Source organism: Streptomyces sp. BBFR25 (genome assembly GCF_044590125.1).
In the GTDB taxonomy this organism is placed as follows: Bacteria; Actinomycetota; Actinomycetes; order Streptomycetales; family Streptomycetaceae; genus Streptomyces; species Streptomyces canus_D.
Genome location: NZ_CP172447.1, coordinates 2,838,731 through 2,856,058, shown reverse-complemented (window position 1 = coordinate 2,856,058; position 17,328 = coordinate 2,838,731). Strand labels below are relative to the sequence as shown.

Here is a 17,328-nt window from a genome sequence, read left to right as displayed (position 1 = left end):
GATAGTGCGGTTAACTAATGACTGATACATGATCTCCCCGCGTGCGTGACAATGGGGGAATGTCCACGCTCACCACGCCCGCCCCCGACCACACCGCCGCGCCCCTGCGGATCGGCCCGCACACCGTCGCGCCGCCCGTGGTGCTGGCCCCGATGGCCGGAATCACCAACGCGCCCTTCCGCACCCTGTGCAGGGAGTTCAGCGGGGGCAAGGGCCTGTTCGTGAGCGAGATGATCACCACCCGGGCACTGGTCGAGCGCAACGAGAAGACCATGCAGCTGATCCACTTCGACGCGACCGAGACCCCGCGCTCGATCCAGCTGTACGGCGTCGACCCGGTGACCGTCGGCAAGGCCGTCCGCATGATCGCGGAGGAGGACCTGGCCGACCACATCGACCTGAACTTCGGCTGCCCGGTGCCGAAGGTGACCCGCAAGGGCGGCGGCTCGGCGCTGCCGTACAAGCGGAACCTGCTGCGCGCCATCGTCCGGGAGGCCGTCACCGGCGCCGGTGACCTGCCCGTCACCATGAAGATGCGCAAGGGCATCGACGACGACCACCTCACCTTCCTCGACGCCGGCCGCATCGCCGTCGAGGAGGGCGTGAGCGCCATCGCCCTGCACGGGCGCACCACCGCCCAGCACTACGGCGGCACCGCCGACTGGGACGCCATCGCCCGCCTCAAGGAGCACGTCCCGGAGATCCCCGTCCTCGGCAACGGCGACATCTGGTGTGCCGAGGACGCGCTGCGCATGGTGCGGGAGACCGGCTGCGACGGCGTCGTGGTCGGACGCGGCTGCCTGGGGCGGCCCTGGCTCTTCGCCGACCTGGTCGCCGCCTTCGAGGGCCGTACCGACGCCTTCGTACGGCCCACCCTGCGCGAGGTGGCCGACGTGATGGTCCGGCACGCCACGCTGCTCGGGGAGTGGATCGGCGACGAGGCGCGGGGCGTCATCGACTTCCGCAAGCACGTCGCCTGGTACCTCAAGGGCTTCGCCGTCGGCTCCGAGATGCGCAAGCGACTCGCGATCACCTCCTCCCTTCAGGCGCTGCGCGCCGGGCTCGACGAACTCGACCTGGACCAGCCCTGGCCCACCGGCGCCGACGGCCCCCGCGGCCGCACCTCCGGCAACAACCGGGTGGTCCTGCCGGACGGCTGGCTCAAGGACCCCTACGACTGCGCGGGCATCGGCGAGGACGCGGAGCTGGACACCTCCGGCGGCTGATCAGCCCCGCGTGGGGTGCGGTGTCGAGCCGTACGCCGTCAGGAAGCGGTCGCGGAAGGCGCTCATCCGCCACACCGGGGCGTCCTTCGCCGGTTCGAGCCCCTCGGTCCAGTCCCAGTCGTCGATCGCGTCGAGCACCTTCGGGTCCTTGGCGACGACCGACACCGGGACGTCCCGGCTCGCGTGGTCGCCGCTGACGCGGGCGAGCGGCTGGTGGTCGCCGAGGAAGACGAGGACGGTGTCGTCGGTGCCGTAGCGCTCCAGCCACTGGGTGAGGCTGGTGAGCGAGTACTGGATCGACTTGCCGTACTCCTCCTTCGAGCGGGCGGAGTCGGTGATGACCTCGGACGCCTTCACGCCCGACGCCTCGATCCCCTCGTACACCGAACCGTCGCCGACCTCGTCCCAGCCGACCATCCTCGGGACCGGCGCCCAGGGCTGGTGGCTGGAGGTGAGGATGACCTCCGCCATCAGCGGCCTGTCGCGCTTCCTGCCGTGCTCCAGGCGCTGGAACGCCTCCAGCGCGTACTGGTCGGGCATCGTCGACCAGCTGAACTTCGGCCCCCGGTAGCCCACGTCGAAGGCGTCGTAGACCTTGTCCAGGCCGTACCAGTCCGCCTCCGGCCAGGCCTTCTGCACCCCCGGCATGACCCCGACCGTGTCCCAGTCGCCGGTCTTCGCGAACGCCTTGGTGAGGGTCAGGTGGTCGCCGGACGTGACGGTGCGGTAGCGCTGCTGGTTGTCCACCCACAGGCCGGACAGGAAGGTGGAGTGGCCGAGCCAGCTGCTGCCGCCGTACGTCGCCGAGGTGAGCCAGCCGCTGCGGGCGTGGAAGCCCGCCTTCGCGAGCGACGCGGTGCCCGCGTCCAGCGTCCGGCCGACACCCGGTGCCATTACCGGGTCCTCGATCGCGCTGCGGCCGTAGCTCTCGATGAACGTGAAGACCACGTCCTTGCCGCGCAGATCCGGCACCAGCTCGGCGCCGGGCGTGGCGCCGAAGCGGTCCGCCTTCGCCTCCTTCGCGAAGGCCGCCTCGTCCCGCAGCGTGTCCACCACCCGGTGCGCCTGCGCCTCGGCGGCCCGGGAGGCGCTCGTGGTGGCGACCGGCACGCCGAAGGTCTGCACGCCCAGCGCCACACAGGTCATCCACACGGTGGCCGCCATCAGCGCGCCCCGTGCCGCCCGCTCCCGGTGTGCGGCGAGCAGCTCGCCGAGCCGGACCGCCGCCAGCGCCATGACCACCAGCAGCGAGACGGCCAGCACCACGGCGCCCACCGCGGCCCAGGCCGCCGCCGCCCCGCCCATCGAGTCCGCCACGAACGACTGCGCGTCGTCCAGCAGACCCCAGTCCAGGACCAGGTTGAAGCTCCGGCCCAGGTACTCGGTGAAGCCCATGTCGAGCAGGTTCAGCACGGTCAGCGCCCCGAGGGCGGTCCCGAACAGCGCCGCCGCCACCAGGCGCGGCACCCGGGGCAGGCAGAGCAGCAGCACCGCCGCGACGACCGCCTCCGCCGGGATCCGCGCGAAGCGGCTGGGCTCCAGGGCGACGAGGGTGTTGGGCAGCAGGAGGGCCCCGAGAACCAGAATGGCCGAAAGGGCCGTGGTGACCCGGCGGACGGCGAGCGCGGCGCGCGGGTGCCGGGTGCGCCATGCGCGCAGGCGAGTGAGGCGGGTCCGGAGGGTCCTGAGGGCGTCGAGCGGGGCCGGACCGGCTGTGCCGGGGGTGTCGGGGCCGCCGGGAGCGTCGTCGGGGGGCCGTGGCGGCCGGCGGAAAGGCGTGATGACGGGCACCCGAAGGTCCTTCCGTGCGAAACCCGGTGGACGGCGGGCCCCGGCGAGGGGGCCGGGACCCGCCGGACTCTCGTACGTCCGCCGCGGGCCGTCCGTTCACCGGTCCGCATGGTGAAATCCGCCGGCCTGTGAAAGCGTGATTCTCGCCACCTCTGATAGGAGTGGTGCTCAGATGAGCGGATCTTGGGCGACTCCACTTCTCCAAGGTGTGGCACTGAGTGCCATACCTTGATCGTTCATCGATCGAACTCAAAGGTGGGGAAGGGTGCTCATGTGAGCGATAGGAGCCGGGTAGGCGAGTTCATTCGTTCAAGAAGTGAAAACACAAGCGGTCGGTCGCTTGCCAAGCCTTGACTTTCGATCCGCTGGCGGACGAGTGGTTACGGGCGCACGACGCGCAAGTGGACGTACCCAGACGCCTTTGATCTGGGTACATTCCTCGCCGTCAGGGCAGCCACCGCGTCCTCGAGGAGTCGAGACCCGTGTCGGAAAACAAAGATCCCCAGGTAGCGAACGCAGCGAAGTTCGTTTACGACTTCACCGAGGGCAACAAGGACCTCAAGGACCTCCTCGGTGGCAAGGGCGCCAACCTCGCCGAGATGACCAACCTGGGTCTCCCGGTCCCTCCGGGCTTCACGATCACCACCGAGGCCTGCAAGACCTACCTCGACAGCGGCGAGGAGCCCGCGGCGCTGCGTGACGAGGTGAGTGCGCACCTCGACGCCCTCGAAGCGAAGATGGGCAAGAAGCTCGGCCAGGCCGACGACCCCCTCCTCGTGTCGGTGCGCTCCGGGGCCAAGTTCTCCATGCCCGGCATGATGGACACCGTCCTCAACATCGGCCTCTCCGACAAGTCGGTGCAGGGCCTGGCCAAGCAGGCCGGGGACGAGCGCTTCGCCTGGGACTCCTACCGGCGCCTGATCCAGATGTTCGGCAAGACCGTCCTCGGCGTCGACGGCGACCTCTTCGAGGAGGCGCTGGAGGCGGCGAAGACGGCCAAGAAGGTCGCGGTCGACACCGAGCTGGAGGCCGCCGACCTCAAGAAGCTCGTCACCAAGTTCAAGAAGATCGTCAAGACCGAGGCCGGCCGGGACTTCCCGCAGGACCCGCGCGAGCAGATGGACCTCGCCATCAAGGCGGTCTTCGACTCCTGGAACGGCGAGCGCGCCAAGCTCTACCGCCGCCAGGAGCGCATCCCGCACGACCTCGGCACCGCCGTCAACGTCTGCTCCATGGTCTTCGGCAACCTCGGCCCCGACTCCGGCACCGGCGTCGCCTTCACCCGCGACCCCGCCTCCGGACACCAGGGCGTCTACGGCGACTACCTCCAGAACGCCCAGGGCGAGGACGTCGTCGCCGGTATCCGCAACACCGTCGCGCTGGCGGACCTGGAGCAGATCGACAAGAAGTCGTACGACCAGCTGATGCAGATCATGGAGACGCTGGAGAACCACTACCTGGACCTGTGCGACATCGAGTTCACCATCGAGCGCGGCCAGCTGTGGATGCTCCAGACCCGCGTCGGCAAGCGCACCGCGGGCGCCGCCTTCCGGATCGCCACCCAGCTCGTCGACCAGGGCCTGATCGACGAGGCGGAGGCCCTCCAGCGGGTCAACGGCGCCCAGCTCGCGCAGCTGATGTTCCCGCGCTTCGACGAGGACGCCAAGGTCGAGAAGGTCGGCCGGGGCATCGCGGCCTCGCCGGGCGCGGCGGTCGGCAAGGCGGTCTTCGACTCGTACACCGCGGTGAAGTGGTCCCGCTCGGGCGAGAAGGTCATCCTGGTCCGCCGGGAGACCAACCCCGACGACCTGGACGGCATGATCGCCGCCGAGGGCATCCTGACCTCGCGCGGCGGCAAGACCTCCCACGCGGCCGTCGTCGCGCGCGGCATGGGCAAGACCTGTGTCTGCGGCGCCGAGGAGCTGGAGGTCGACACCAAGCGCCGCCGGATGACCGTGCCCGGCGGGCACGTCGTCGAGGAGGGCGACGTCATCTCCATCGACGGCTCCTCCGGCAAGGTCTACCTCGGTGAGGTGCCGGTCGTGCCCTCCCCGGTCGTCGAGTACTTCGAGGGCCGGATGCACGCGGGCGCGGAGGACGCCGACGAGCTGGTCGAGGCCGTGCACAGGATCATGGCCTTCGCCGACCGCAAGCGCCGCCTTCGGGTGCGCGCCAACGCCGACAACGCCGAGGACGCGCTGCGCGCCCGCCGCTTCGGCGCCCAGGGCATCGGCCTGTGCCGCACCGAGCACATGTTCCTCGGCGACCGGCGCGAGCTGGTGGAGCGGCTGATCCTGGCCGACACCGAGGCCGAGCGCGAGGAGTCCCTCAAGGAGCTGCTGCCGCTCCAGAAGCAGGACTTCGTCCAGCTCTTCGAGTCGATGGACGGCCTGCCGGTCACCGTCCGCCTCCTCGACCCGCCGCTGCACGAGTTCCTGCCCGACATCACCGAGCTGTCGGTGCGCGTGGCACTCGCCGAGTCCCGCCAGGAGCCGCACGAGAACGAGCTGCGCCTGCTCCAGGCCGTGCACCGGCTGCACGAGCAGAACCCGATGCTGGGCCTGCGCGGGGTCCGCCTCGGCCTGGTCATCCCCGGCCTGTTCACCATGCAGGTCCGAGCCATCGCCGAGGCCGCCGCCGAGCGCAAGGCCGCCAAGGGCGACCCGCGCGCCGAGATCATGATCCCGCTGGTCGGCACCGTCCAGGAGCTGGAGATCGTCCGCGAGGAGGCCGACCAGGTCATCGCCGAGGTCGAGGCGGCCACCGGCGCGAAGCTGAAGCTGTCGATCGGCACGATGATCGAGCTGCCGCGCGCCGCGCTGACCGCCGGTCAGATCGCCGAGGCCGCGGAGTTCTTCTCCTTCGGCACCAACGACCTGACCCAGACCGTGTGGGGCTTCAGCCGCGACGACGTCGAGGCCAGCTTCTTCACCGCCTACCTGGAGAAGGGCATCTTCGGCGTCTCACCGTTCGAGACCATCGACAAGGACGGCGTCGGCTCCCTGGTCGCCGCCGCCGCGAAGGCCGGCCGCGCCACGCGCCCCGACCTGAAGCTCGGTGTCTGCGGCGAGCACGGCGGCGACCCGGAGTCGGTCCACTTCTTCCACGAGGTGGGTCTGGACTACGTCTCCTGCTCCCCCTTCCGGATCCCGGTGGCCCGTCTTGAGGCGGGCCGGGCGGCGTCGCGGTCGAAGGGCAGCGACCACCGGTAACACCCCGAACGGGGTCAAGGCCCCGGAGCCGCCGTCTGTCACCCGACCACCCTCACCGATCGGCGGCGGCTCCGGTCCACCAGAAAAGGCGGCACCCGTGCGGGGGTGCCGCCTTTTGTGACACGTTCAACGGTGTGAATTCCTGTGTGCTGAGCAGCAGCAAGCTGTCAGCTGAGTTGGAGGGCCCTGGCAGCGGACAGGGGCCGGCACCCGGAACGGTGGTTGGATGACGCAGACGGATCACAGAGAACCGGCCGGCCCGACCACCCGGGACGGGACCGGCGGCAAAGCCGCCGACGCGGTCCCCAGCCCCCGCGGCGGGCCGCGGGAGCAGGTCCCCGAGGCCGGGCCCCCCGTCCGCAGGAACCGGCTCGCGGCCCTGGACGGACTGCGCTTCCTGGCCGCCCTGTCCGTGGTCTTCTTCCACTTCGTCGGCCAGGCGCCCTCCACGATGCAGACCATCTGGGACCGCCCCGTCCAGGACGTCTTCCCCGAGGCCCACGGCTACTTCGCCTACGGCCGTCTCGGCGTCGAACTCTTCTTCCTCATCAGCGGTTTCGTCATCTGCATGAGCGCGTGGGGCCGCACCCCGCGCGACTTCTTCATCTCCCGCGTCACCCGGCTGTACCCGATGTACTGGGCGGCGATCCTGATCAGCGGGTGTGTGATCTTCTTCGCCGACAACCCCTTCGGGCACCCGTCGCCGCGTGTGATCTTCGCCAACCTGACGATGCTCCAGACCCCGCTCGGGGTGGAGCACCTCGACTCCGTCTACTGGACGCTCTGGCCCGAGCTGTGCTTCTACCTCACCTTCGCGGTCGTGGTGTGGAAGGGCCTGACCTACCAGCGCGTGGTGATCTACTGCGGCCTGTGGACGGTCGCCGCGGTGCTGGCCCCCAGCGCCGACATCCACCTGCTCACGCTGCTGACCAACCCGCCGTCCGCCCCGTACTTCATCGCGGGCATGGCCTTCTACCTCATGTACCGCTACCGGCCGACGCCGCTGCTGTGGGGCATCGTCGCCATGTCGTGGCTGGTGGCGCTGCACTACCTGCTGACGCCCGACGGGGGCCGCCTCAACTGGGACTCCTGGCAGCCGGAGCGCGCCTGGCTGGTCGTGGTGATCACGGTGTTCTTCCTGCTGATCGCCGCCGTCGCGCTCGGCTGGACCAGCCGCGTCCGCTGGCGCGGGCTGACCGTCGCGGGCACCCTGACCTTCCCGCTGTACCTGCTGCACGACGCCATCGGCGTCAACGTCCTGCACCGCTTCGGCGACCGGGCCCACCCGTGGGTCGTGGTCTGCCTCACCGTCGTCGCCCTGGTCGCGCTCTCCTACGTCGTGCAGCGGTTCGTGGAGCGTCCGGTGGCCCTGGCCGCACGGCGCTGGCTGAGCAGCGCCGCCTTCAGCCTCAAGACGCCGGAGCCCCGCCGCTGAACCGACGGGGCTCCGCGCGCCGCACGCGGGGTCAGGCCGTGCCGTCGCCCCGGCGCCGCCGCGCGGCCAGCAGCAGTCCGCCGCCCGCGAGCACGACGATCCCGCCGCCCGCCGCGAGGTACGGCGTGTTGTCGTCGCCGCCGGTCTCGGCCAGGTCGGTGCCCTGCTGCCCGGCGGCCGCGTCCCCGCCGCCGGCCTCGCTCCCGGAGTCCTCGCCGCTCCCGGAGCCCGCCGCGTCGTCGGTGCCCTTGTCGTCGGCGTCCTTGTCGTCGGCGGGCACGAAGCCGGACGGCGGCTTGTCGCAGCCGACGCCGTCGTTGTCCCGGTCCAGGTGCTCGCCGTAGTGCTCGTCGCCCTCCTTGATGTTGGAGTACCCGGCGTCGTACGCCTCGGTGCAGTTCTTGAACGGGTGGGCGCCGTCGTGCGCCTGGGCGGCGGCGGCCGGCAGGGCGGCCAGGGCCAGCGCGGCGACGGTCACGGCGGCGGGCTTGCGGAGCAGCTTCATCGAGAGTCCCGGGAATGGTGTGAATGAGCGGATGTGAGGTGACGAAGCTATTGAGGTGACCGAGATGTGGTGGAGATATGAAGGACTCGTGATGGGAACGTGACGTGACCGGACGGTAGCTCTCCGCTCAGGTCCGCCGGACGCGTACGGTGAGAGAGGTCCGGACCAGCGAAGGAGCCGCCGATGACCGGCTGGAGCACGGGCGACATCCCCGACCTGGACGGGCGCGTCGCCGTCGTCACCGGGGCCAACGGCGGCCTCGGCTACGTGATCGCCCGGGAACTGGCGCGCAAGGGGGCGTCCGTCGTGCTCGCCTGCCGCAGCGAGGCGCGGGGGAGCGCGGCCGTGGGGCGCCTGCTCGGCGAGGTGCCCTCCGCCGCCGTGGAGCCGGCGCGGCTGGACCTCGGAGACCTCGCCTCGGTCCGGGAGTTCGCCTACGGACTGCCGTACGAGCGGGTGGATCTCCTCGTCAACAACGCCGGGGTGATGGCGCTGCCGCACGGCACGACGGTGGACGGTTTCGAGACCCAGTTCGGCGTCAACCACCTGGGGCACTTCGCCCTCACCGGGCTGCTGCTGCCCTCCCTGCTGGCCGCGCCCGGCGCCCGGATCGTCACCGTCTCCAGCTTCCTGCACCTGCTGGCCAACGTCGATCCGCGGGACCTCAACAGCGTGCGCCGGTACGGGCGCTGGACCGCCTACGCCCGCTCGAAGTCCGCCAACCTGCTCTTCACCCACGAGCTGGCGCGCCGGCTCGCGGCCCGGGAGGGCGCCTCGGACGTACGCGCGGTCGCCGCCCACCCCGGACACGCCGGGACCGGACTCCACGCCGCCGGGCCCCGGGCCGAGGGGCGCCGCCTCGCCGAGCGGCTGGCGCGGCTCGGGAGCCGGGTCGTCGCCCAGCCCGCCGAGGACGGCGCGCTGCCCGTCCTGTACGCGGCGACCGCGCCCGGCGTGCCCTCCGATTCCTTCACCGGCCCGTCCTTCGCGATGTGGCGCGGGTCGCCCGCACCGTCCCGGCGGGCGTCCTGGACCACCGACGACGCGATGGGGGAGCGGCTGTGGGCCGCCTCCGAGCGGCTCACCGGGGTCGTCTACGAGCCGCTGCTGCCCTGAGCGGCCGGGATCAGGCCGTCTGGCCGCCGTCCACCACCAGGTCGGTGCCCACCACCGACGCCGCGTCGTCCGACGCCAGGTACAGCACGGCCGCCGCGACCTCCGCCACCGCCGAGACCCGGCCCAGCGGCGTCTCCTCGCGCATCCGCTCGGCCCGCGCCGCCTCCGTCTCGCCCGGCCGCAGGGACATGGAGGTCGCCGTGGCGCCGGGGCTGACGGCGTTGATGCGGACCCCGTCCCCGACGTGGTCCAGGGCGGCGCCCCGGGTGAGGGCCGAGACGGCCGCCTTGGTCGCCGCGTAGGCGGCGGCGCCCGGGCTGCGCTTGTGCGCCCCGAAGGTGGAGGCGATGTTCACGATCGTGCCGCCGCCCGGCTGGGCGCGCATCTGCCGGACCTCCGCCCGCAGGGCGAGGAACACGCCGGTGACGTTGATGTCGAGCTGCGCGTGCCAGTCCTCCTCGGGCAGGTCGGCGAGGGGCACTCCGCCGCGGAAGACGCCCGCGTTGTTCACTGCTACGTCGAGGGCGCCGAAGTGATCCACCGCGGCGGCCACCAGGGCGTCCACGTCGGCGGGCCGGGCGACGTCGGCGGTGACGGCCAGCGCCTTGCCGCCCGCCTCCTCGACCAGGGCCGCCGTCTCGTCGAGCGGCCCGCGCGCCCGCCCGGCGACGACGACGTGCGCGCCCTCGGCGGCCAGGGTCAGGGCGACGGCCCGTCCGATGCCGGAGCCCGCGCCGGTGACGAGGGCGGTCTTGCCGGTGAAGCGCTGGGTGGTCATGAATCTCCCCTTTTCTCGACCGAGCTTCTTGGTCGAGCTTCTCTATCGATTTTCTTGACCGATCGGTTCAGTATGTGGCCGTGAAAACACCCCTCCGCAGAGGGGTGCGTCCGGGTCTCAGTCGAGCAGCGCGAGCGCCTGTTCCGCCGCGTCCCGCATCCTGGCCGGGTCCGGCGAGGCCTTGCCGACCACCCGCATGCCCTGGAGCAGTACCAGCAGCATCCGGGCGAGGGCCAGCGGATCGCGCCCGGCGGGCAGTTCGCCCTCGGCGCGGGCCCGGGCCAGCGTGGTGTGCAGCACGGTCTCCAGCTGGTCCCAGTTCCGCTCGACCCGCCGGGCGGCGTCCGTGTCGTGCGGGGCCAGCTCGGCGGCGGTGTTGGTGACGAAACAGCCGTGCAGGCGCGAGTCGTCGGCGCTCGCCTCGGCGGCGTAGCGCCGCACCAGGGCCCGTACGCCCGGCAGGGCCGGGCCCGGCCGGGACAGGTCCGCCAGCAGGTCCGGCAGCAGCCCCTGCTCGTAGTGGGCCAGCGCCTTCAGGTACAGCTCGCGCTTGTTGCCGAAGGTCGCGTAGATGCTGGCGCGCCCGACGCCGAGGTGCTCGACGAGGTCGGACATCGACGTCGCCTCGTAGCCGCGCCGCCAGAACAGCTCCAGGGCTGCCCGCAGCGCGGCGTCCGGATCGAACTCCTTGGTCCTGGCCACGGTCCGCAGCCTAGGCTTATCTGAAACGATCAGTCAAGAAGGGTGGATCAGGCGGCCTTCACCTCGTACGTCTCCACCCGCACCGCCGCGTCGTCCAGGCACTCGCCGGTCGTGAGGTCGAAGCGCTGCTTGAGCAGCGGGGAGGCGACGAACGGGCGGCCCCGGTGGGTGCCGGTCAGACCGCGGGAGAGAACCGCCGCGCCGGTGAACGGGTCCCGGTTGTCGATGGCGTACAGCCCGCCGTCCCGGTCGCGGAACAGGGCGACCTGGCCGCCGTCCGGGAGCAGGGCCGCCACGCCCCGGCCCGGGAGCAGGGCGCCGAGGTCGCAGGCCGTGAACCAGTCGTCGGTCAGCCGGAGCCGCACCTTCAGGTCGGTCGTCTCGGGTGCCAGGGTCTCGGGTGCCAGGGTCATCGCCGGGTGCTTCCTTCCAGGAGGTCGTCTTGCGAGGGGCGCCGCAGGCCGATGTCCAGCAGCGGCAGGTCGGGCTTCATCTGGTCGCGCTCGGGCACGAAGCCCACGACCGGGTCCGGGGTGCCGGGCGCGTTCACGAACGAGACGAACCGGGCCAGCTTCTCCGGGTCGTTGACGGTCTCGGCCCACTCGTCGCGGTAGTGCGCGACGTGGGCCCGCATCAGGGACTCCAGCTCGTCGCAGATGCCGAGCGAGTCGTGCACCACCACGTCCCGTACGTGGTCCAGGCCGCCGGGGATGCGCTCCAGCCAGGTGGAGGTGCGCTCCAGCTTGTCGGCGGTGCGGATGTAGAACATCAGGAACCGGTCGATCAGGCGGACCAGTTCGGCGTCGGAGAGGTCCTGCGCGAGCAGGTCCGCGTGGCGCGGGGTGGCGCCGCCGTTGCCGCCGACGTACAGGTTCCAGCCGTTGGAGGTGGCGATCACGCCGAAGTCCTTCGACTGGGCCTCGGCGCACTCGCGGGCGCACCCGGAGACCGCCGACTTCAGCTTGTGCGGGGAGCGCAGGCCCCGGTAGCGCAGCTCCAGGTCGATCGCCATCCGCACCGAGTCCTGGACGCCGTAGCGGCACCAGGTCTGCCCCACGCAGGACTTCACCGTGCGCAGCGACTTGCCGTAGGCGTGCCCGGACTCGAAGCCGGCGTCCACCAGCCGGGCCCAGATCAGCGGCAGCTGCTCGACGCGGGCGCCGAACATGTCGATGCGCTGGCCGCCGGTGATCTTCGTGTAGAGCCCGAAGTCCCGGGCGATCTCGCCGATGACGATGAGCTTCTCCGGCGCGATCTCGCCGCCCGGGATGCGCGGGACGACGGAGTAGGAGCCGTTGCGCTGGAGGTTGGCGAGGAAGTGGTCGTTGGTGTCCTGGAGCGCGGCCTGCTCGCCGTCGAGGACGTAGCCGCTGGCGCCGATCGCCGGGGCGAGGGAGGCGATGATCGAGCCGACCGCCGGCTTGCAGACCTCGCAGCCCTCACCGCCCCGGGCGCCCTCGCGGCCGTGCCGGTCGAGCAGCTCGCGGAAGGAGGTGATCCGCAGGGCGCGGACGATCTCGTACAGCTCCTCGCGGGTCTGCGCGAAGCAGCCGCACAGGCCCTTGTCGACCTCGACGCCGCTCGCCTCCAGCTCGGCGGTGACCAGCTGGCCGAGCACCTTGACGCAGGAACCGCAGCCGGTGCCCGCCTTGGTGCACTTCTTCACCTCGGGCACGGTGGTGCAGGAGTGCTCCGTCACAGCGCCGCGGATGGTGCCCTTGGTGACGTTGTGGCAGGAGCAGATCACCGCCTCGTCGGGCAGCGCGGACGGGCCCAGCTGGGCCGGGGCACCGGCACCGGCGGGCAGCACCAGGGACTCGGGGGAGACCGGCGGGACCGAGCCGGTGAAGGCGCGCAGGGTGCCGTACGCCTCCGCGTCGCCGACCAGGATGCCGCCGAGCAGCGTGCCGTCGCGGCCGACGACCAGCTTCTTGTACAGGCCCGCGCGGGAGTCGGAGTAGACGACGTCCAGGCAGTCGGCGGTGGTGCCGTGCGCGTCGCCGAAGGAGGCCACGTCCACGCCGAGCAGCTTCAGCTTGGTGGACAGGTCGGCGCCGGTGAACGCCGCCTCGTCCCGGGCGATGGTCGCGGCGGCCGTCTCGGCCTGCTCGTACCCGGGAGCCACCAGCCCGTACACCCGCCCGTCGGCCGCCAGCGCGCACTCGCCGATCGCGAACACGTGCGGGTCGGTGACGGTGCGGCACTGCTCGTCGACGCTGATGCCGCCGCGCTCGCCGACCGCGAGTCCGCAGTCCCGGGCCAGCTGGTCGCGGGGGCGGACACCGGCGCTGAACACCACCAGGTCGGTGGCGAGTTCGGAGCCGTCGGACAGCTTCATGCCGGTGACGGCGCCGTCGTCGCCGACCACCACCTCCTGCGTGCCCACGCCCGTGTGGACCGACAGGCCCATCTCCTCGATGGTGCGCAGCAGCGCCGCGCCGCCGCCCTCGTCGACCTGCACCGGCATCAGGCGGGGCGCGAACTCCACGATGTGCGAGGTGAGTCCGAGGCCCTTGAGCGCGCCCGCGGCCTCCAGGCCGAGCAGCCCGCCGCCGACCACCGCGCCGGTCGTCATGTTCTTCGCGTACTCCTCGATGGCGAGGAGGTCCTCGATCGTCCGGTAGACGAAGCAGCCCTCGGCGTCCTTGCCGGGCACCGGCGGCACGAAGGGGTACGAACCGGTCGCCAGCACCAGCACGTCGTACTCGACGACCAGCCCGGAGCGGGCGGTCACCGTGCGGGCCTGCCGGTCGATCGTCTCCGCCGGGTCCCCGACGCGCAGCTCGATGCCGTGCTCGGCGAGGAAGGCCGGGTCGGTCATCGACAGGTCCTCGGGGGACTTCCCCGCGAAGTACGAGGTGAGGTGGACGCGGTCGTAGGCGGGGCGCGGCTCCTCGCACAGGACGACCACGCGGTGCGTGCCGGTCAGGCCGCGCTCGGCGAGGGCCTCCAGGAAGCGCTGGCCGACCATGCCGTGGCCGACCAGCACGATCGTCGGGGTGTGCCCCGGGGTGGCGGTCATCAGGAGCCTCCGTCTTGGGTGAGCAGGTGGAGCAGGGGGCCGCCGTCGGAGGGGAGCGGCTCTGCTCCCTCCCAGGCGCGCGCCAGCGCGCCGACGGTGCCGAGTTCGCCGACCAGGACCCCGCCGACCAGCCGGTCGTCACGGACGACGACCTTGCGGTAGGTGCCCCGGGTGGCGTCGGCGAGCTGCACGACGTCGTCGCCGGGGCGGGGGTCGGTCTCGCCGAACGCGGCGAGGTCGAAGGGACTGTCCGGCCCGTCGAAGGGACCGGCGGGTCCGGTGAGGGTGAGCCGGGTCAGCGAGCGGGTGCCCAAGTAGCGGGCGGCGCCGTCGCGGGCGAGCAGTTCCGCCAGCACCTCCGCCTGTTCGAGGGCGGGCGCGGCCAGTCCGTACACGCGTCCCGCGTGCTCGGCGCAGTCGCCGACGGCGCGGATGTGCGGGTCCGAGGTGCGCAGCTCGTCGTCGACGAGGACGCCCTTGCCGACGTCGAGGCCCGCCTCCCGCGCGAGGGCGACCCGGGGCCGGACCCCGCACGCGAGCACGACCAGGTCGGCGCCCAGGGCGTACCCGTCGCCCAGCTCCACGGACCGCACCGCCCCGCCGACGACGCGCACGTCCCGTACCCGGCACTCCGTGTGCACCTCGACGCCGAGGCCCTCCAGGTGCCGCCGTACCAGCGCGGAGGCCGCGGGGTCGAGCTGGCGCTCCATCAGCCGCTCGGACTGCTGGGCGAGGACGACCTGGGCGCCGCGCACGGCCAGCGCACGGGCGGCGGACACCCCGAGCAGCCCGCCGCCGACGACGACCGCCCGAGCCCCCGCCCGCACCGCCTTCGACAGTCCGAGGCAGTCGTCCATCGTCCGAAACGCGTGCACGCCCTCGGGCAGCTCGTGGTCCGGGGTGAACAGGCCGCGCAGGGGCGGCAGCACGGCGTTGGAGCCGGTGGCCAGGACCAGCGTGTCGTAGGCGATCACCGACCCGTCGGCGCAGCGCACGGTCCGCCCGGCCCGGTCGACGCCGGTGACCCGGCCGCGCAGCAGCCCGGCGGGCGCCGGCAGGGCGATCACCTCCGGGCCGTACCGTCCGGCCAGCACCTCGGCGAGCAGCACCCGGTTGTACGGGCGGTGCTCCTCGTCGCCGACCAGCAGCGCGGGCGTGCCCAGCTCACCGAGCCGCCGGGCGAGCGTCACGCCCGCGAGTCCGGCGCCGATCACCACCACACGCGTTTTCGAGGTCATGGCACCGAGCGTGCGGTGCGGGTGTTACCCGGTGGCATCCCTTCTGTTTCCCACGGGGAACGCTGCCCTCAGCGGGGGCGGGCGGTCCGTGTGAGGGGCGCGCGGTCCGGGTGAGGGGCGGCCGGTCCGGCTGAGCGGCGGGCGGGAACCTCAGAAGTCCCTCATCTCGATGGACGGCACATCCATCCCGTCCATAAGGTCATGATCATGCCCGACATATCGCTGACCACGGTCGTCCTGCTCTGCCTCGCCGCGCTCGCGGCCGGCTGGATCGACGCCGTGGTCGGCGGCGGCGGCCTCCTGCTGCTGCCCGCGCTGCTGCTCGGCCTGCCCGCCGGCACCCCCGCCGCACACGCGCTGGGCACCAACAAGGCGGTCGCCATCGTCGGCACCACGGGCGCGGCGGTGACGTACGCCCGCAAGGCGCCGGTGGACGTGCGCACCGCCGTCCGCATCGGCCTGGCGGCGCTGGCCGGATCGTCCGGCGGGGCGTTCTTCGCGGCCGGGATGAGCACCGAGGTGCTCAAGCCGGTGATCATGGTGGTGCTGCTCGCGGTCGCGGCCTTCGTGATCCTGCGCCCCGCCTTCGGCACCGCGCCCGCCACCGGCCCGGCCACCCGCCGCCAGATCCTCGCCGCGATCGGCCTCGCCGGTCTCGGCATCGGCTTCTACGACGGCCTGATCGGCCCCGGCACGGGAACCTTCCTGGTCCTGGCCCTCACCGCCCTGCTCCACCTGGACCTGGTGACGGCGTCCGCCACCGCCAAGATCGTCAACTGCTGCACCAACGCGGGCGCCCTCGCCACGTTCGCCTGGCAGGGCGCGGTCCTGTGGCAGCTGGCCGTCCTGATGGCCGCCTTCAACCTGGCCGGCGGCATGTTCGGCGCCCACACCGCCCTCAAGAAGGGCAGCGGCTTCGTCCGCGTCGTCCTGCTGACGGTGGTCTTCGCCCTGGTGGCGAACCTGGCGTACGAGCAGTGGGTGGCGTAGCCGTTGCGGGCGGGGACGGCGCCTCGGTGTCACCGGCTTCCGGTCAGGTGGGCGAAGACGACCACGTTGCCCTGGTAGCCGGTGCTGCGTGAGTAGGGGCCGCCGCAGGTGATGACCCGCAGTTCGGGGCGGTCGGCGGCGCCGTAGACCTTCGCGTCGGGGAAGGCGTCGGCGGCGTAGACCTCCACCGCGTCCACCGTGAACACCGCGACGCCGCCGTCGCGCCGGTCGACCTCGATCGTCGCGCCCTTGGCCAGGGCGCCGAGCCGGTAGAAGACGGCGGGGCCCTCGGCGTTGTCCACGTGACCGGCGACGATCGCGGTGCCCGTCTCGCCGGGGGTGGTGCCGGCCTCGTACCAGCCGGCGAGGTTCTTCTTCTCGGCGGGCGGCACGTCCAGGCTGCCCGTCCCGGTCAGGCCCAGGCCCGTCAGCGGGGCGTCCACGCCGATCGCCGGGATGCGGACGCGGTCGGGCGGGGAGGGCGGCAGCGCCGGTGCGGCGGCGCCCCGGTCGGCCCGGTCGGCGGTGCCGGACTGCGCGGCCGACGGTTGCGGCGGAGCGTCGGTACCGGCACCGCCGAGCAGCAGCCACCCGCCCGAGCAGAGGGCGACCGCGGTGACGGCCGCTATCGCGGTGTCCTTGACCCTGCGCATGACGTCCCCTTTCCCTCGCGTCCCTGGGAAACCCCGGCCCCCTCCGGGCCGCGAGGGGCGTCGGACCCGGAGGGGGTGGGGAAGTGCGGTACCGGCGGACGGGCAGCGGAGGGTGCCCGTCAGATCCCGTCGCCTCTCGCCCGGCGATGCAGGAGCCAGGTACCGCCCGCGGCGGCGACGGCGAGAGCCGCCACACCGGCCGCGGTCTGCACGGGATCGGGGCCAAGAGCGCCGCCGACCCCCGTCTTCACGCTTCCTCTGGGGTACACCTGCTCGGCGGCCGAGGTCAGCGTGACCACCAGGTCGCCCGTCACCCGCCGCTCGTCGTCCCCACAGGTCGCGACGATCTCGTACGTCCCCGGCTGCGCGCTCGGCGGCACCTCGAAGTGCCCCGTCGCCCCGCCCCCGCCCTCGCCCGTGTCCGGCGCCAGCGGGAACGCGCCCGCGCCGACCGCGCTGGCGTCGCCCGCCGCCGCGCCGCCCTCCCCGCACACCGCGGTCGTCACCACGGCCCGGTCGCCCGGCACGACCGAGGACGGATACACCGTCAGGCCGCCGGTGACGACGGTCTCCCCGGCGTACCCCGGGGCCGCGGTGGTCAGACCGACGGCCGCGGCGGCGAGCGCGGTACCGGTCAGCAGACGGGCGGGACGTCGCATC

Annotated in this window: 14 protein-coding genes; 5 read left to right on the top strand and 9 right to left on the bottom strand. The window is 72.5% G+C overall.

Features of this window, described 5'->3' with window-relative positions; all coding sequences use genetic code 11:
• Positions 1 to 59: 59 nt before the first annotated feature.
• The gene (gene dusB, locus ACGH52_RS12990) at positions 60 to 1,226 is read left to right on the top strand and encodes a tRNA dihydrouridine synthase DusB (protein ID WP_059299173.1); all 1,167 of its coding nucleotides are present in this window, start codon (positions 60 to 62) and stop codon (positions 1,224 to 1,226) included.
• Here dusB and ACGH52_RS12985 read toward each other — a convergent pair whose 3' ends face one another.
• Positions 1,227 to 3,017 (bottom strand): CDP-alcohol phosphatidyltransferase, encoded by a 1,791-nt coding sequence (locus ACGH52_RS12985; RefSeq protein ID WP_399939209.1) that lies wholly within the window; start codon positions 3,015 to 3,017, stop codon positions 1,227 to 1,229.
• A gap of 482 nt (positions 3,018 to 3,499) precedes the next feature.
• On the opposite strand from ACGH52_RS12985, the gene ppdK reads away from it, so the two are divergent.
• Positions 3,500 to 6,229, top strand: a complete 2,730-nt coding sequence (gene ppdK, locus ACGH52_RS12980; RefSeq protein ID WP_121704683.1) for a pyruvate, phosphate dikinase — start codon at positions 3,500 to 3,502, stop codon at positions 6,227 to 6,229.
• 226 nt (positions 6,230 to 6,455) lie between these two features.
• Positions 6,456 to 7,664: an acyltransferase gene (locus ACGH52_RS12975; protein WP_121704682.1), complete on the top strand. Its 1,209-nt coding sequence runs from the start codon at positions 6,456 to 6,458 to the stop codon at positions 7,662 to 7,664.
• A 31-nt stretch (positions 7,665 to 7,695) separates the two neighbouring features.
• Here ACGH52_RS12975 and ACGH52_RS12970 read toward each other — a convergent pair whose 3' ends face one another.
• Complete coding sequence (locus ACGH52_RS12970; protein ID WP_399939206.1) at positions 7,696 to 8,169, bottom strand: LAETG motif-containing sortase-dependent surface protein; 474 nt, start codon at positions 8,167 to 8,169, stop codon at positions 7,696 to 7,698.
• A gap of 183 nt (positions 8,170 to 8,352) precedes the next feature.
• Between ACGH52_RS12970 and ACGH52_RS12965 the strand changes: the two genes are divergently transcribed.
• Positions 8,353 to 9,285 carry an oxidoreductase gene (locus ACGH52_RS12965; RefSeq protein ID WP_399939203.1) on the top strand — a complete coding sequence of 311 codons (933 nt, stop codon included), beginning with the start codon at positions 8,353 to 8,355 and terminating at the stop codon, positions 9,283 to 9,285.
• A 10-nt stretch (positions 9,286 to 9,295) separates the two neighbouring features.
• Here the strand turns inward: ACGH52_RS12965 and ACGH52_RS12960 are convergent, their stop codons facing one another.
• The 5 genes from ACGH52_RS12960 to ACGH52_RS12940 form a co-directional block, all read right to left on the bottom strand.
• A complete protein-coding gene (locus ACGH52_RS12960; RefSeq protein ID WP_399939200.1) occupies positions 9,296 to 10,063 on the bottom strand; it encodes an SDR family NAD(P)-dependent oxidoreductase in 768 nt (255 codons plus the stop codon).
• Between the two features lie 117 nt (positions 10,064 to 10,180).
• Complete coding sequence (locus tag ACGH52_RS12955) at positions 10,181 to 10,765, bottom strand: TetR/AcrR family transcriptional regulator (protein WP_121704678.1); 585 nt, start codon at positions 10,763 to 10,765, stop codon at positions 10,181 to 10,183.
• Positions 10,766 to 10,812: 47 nt separating this feature from the next.
• A complete protein-coding gene (gene nirD / locus ACGH52_RS12950) occupies positions 10,813 to 11,178 on the bottom strand; it encodes a nitrite reductase small subunit NirD (protein WP_059299180.1) in 366 nt (121 codons plus the stop codon).
• Complete coding sequence (gene nirB / locus ACGH52_RS12945; RefSeq protein WP_399939196.1) at positions 11,175 to 13,787, bottom strand: nitrite reductase large subunit NirB; 2,613 nt, start codon at positions 13,785 to 13,787, stop codon at positions 11,175 to 11,177. The genes nirD and nirB overlap by 4 nt, the downstream gene beginning before the upstream one ends.
• Positions 13,787 to 15,025: an NAD(P)/FAD-dependent oxidoreductase gene (locus ACGH52_RS12940; RefSeq protein WP_121704676.1), complete on the bottom strand. Its 1,239-nt coding sequence runs from the start codon at positions 15,023 to 15,025 to the stop codon at positions 13,787 to 13,789. The genes nirB and ACGH52_RS12940 overlap by 1 nt, the downstream gene beginning before the upstream one ends.
• A gap of 207 nt (positions 15,026 to 15,232) precedes the next feature.
• Here ACGH52_RS12940 and ACGH52_RS12935 point away from each other — a divergent pair, with 207 nt between their 5' ends.
• On the top strand, positions 15,233 to 16,015 hold the full coding sequence (locus tag ACGH52_RS12935) for a TSUP family transporter (protein WP_121704708.1): 783 nt from the start codon (positions 15,233 to 15,235) through the stop codon (positions 16,013 to 16,015).
• Between the two features lie 29 nt (positions 16,016 to 16,044).
• Here ACGH52_RS12935 and ACGH52_RS12930 read toward each other — a convergent pair whose 3' ends face one another.
• Positions 16,045 to 16,668, bottom strand: a complete 624-nt coding sequence (locus tag ACGH52_RS12930; protein ID WP_210975614.1) for a class F sortase — start codon at positions 16,666 to 16,668, stop codon at positions 16,045 to 16,047.
• A 119-nt stretch (positions 16,669 to 16,787) separates the two neighbouring features.
• Positions 16,788 to 17,327, bottom strand: a complete 540-nt coding sequence (locus ACGH52_RS12925; protein WP_121704675.1) for a hypothetical protein — start codon at positions 17,325 to 17,327, stop codon at positions 16,788 to 16,790.
• Position 17,328 lies beyond the last annotated feature (1 nt).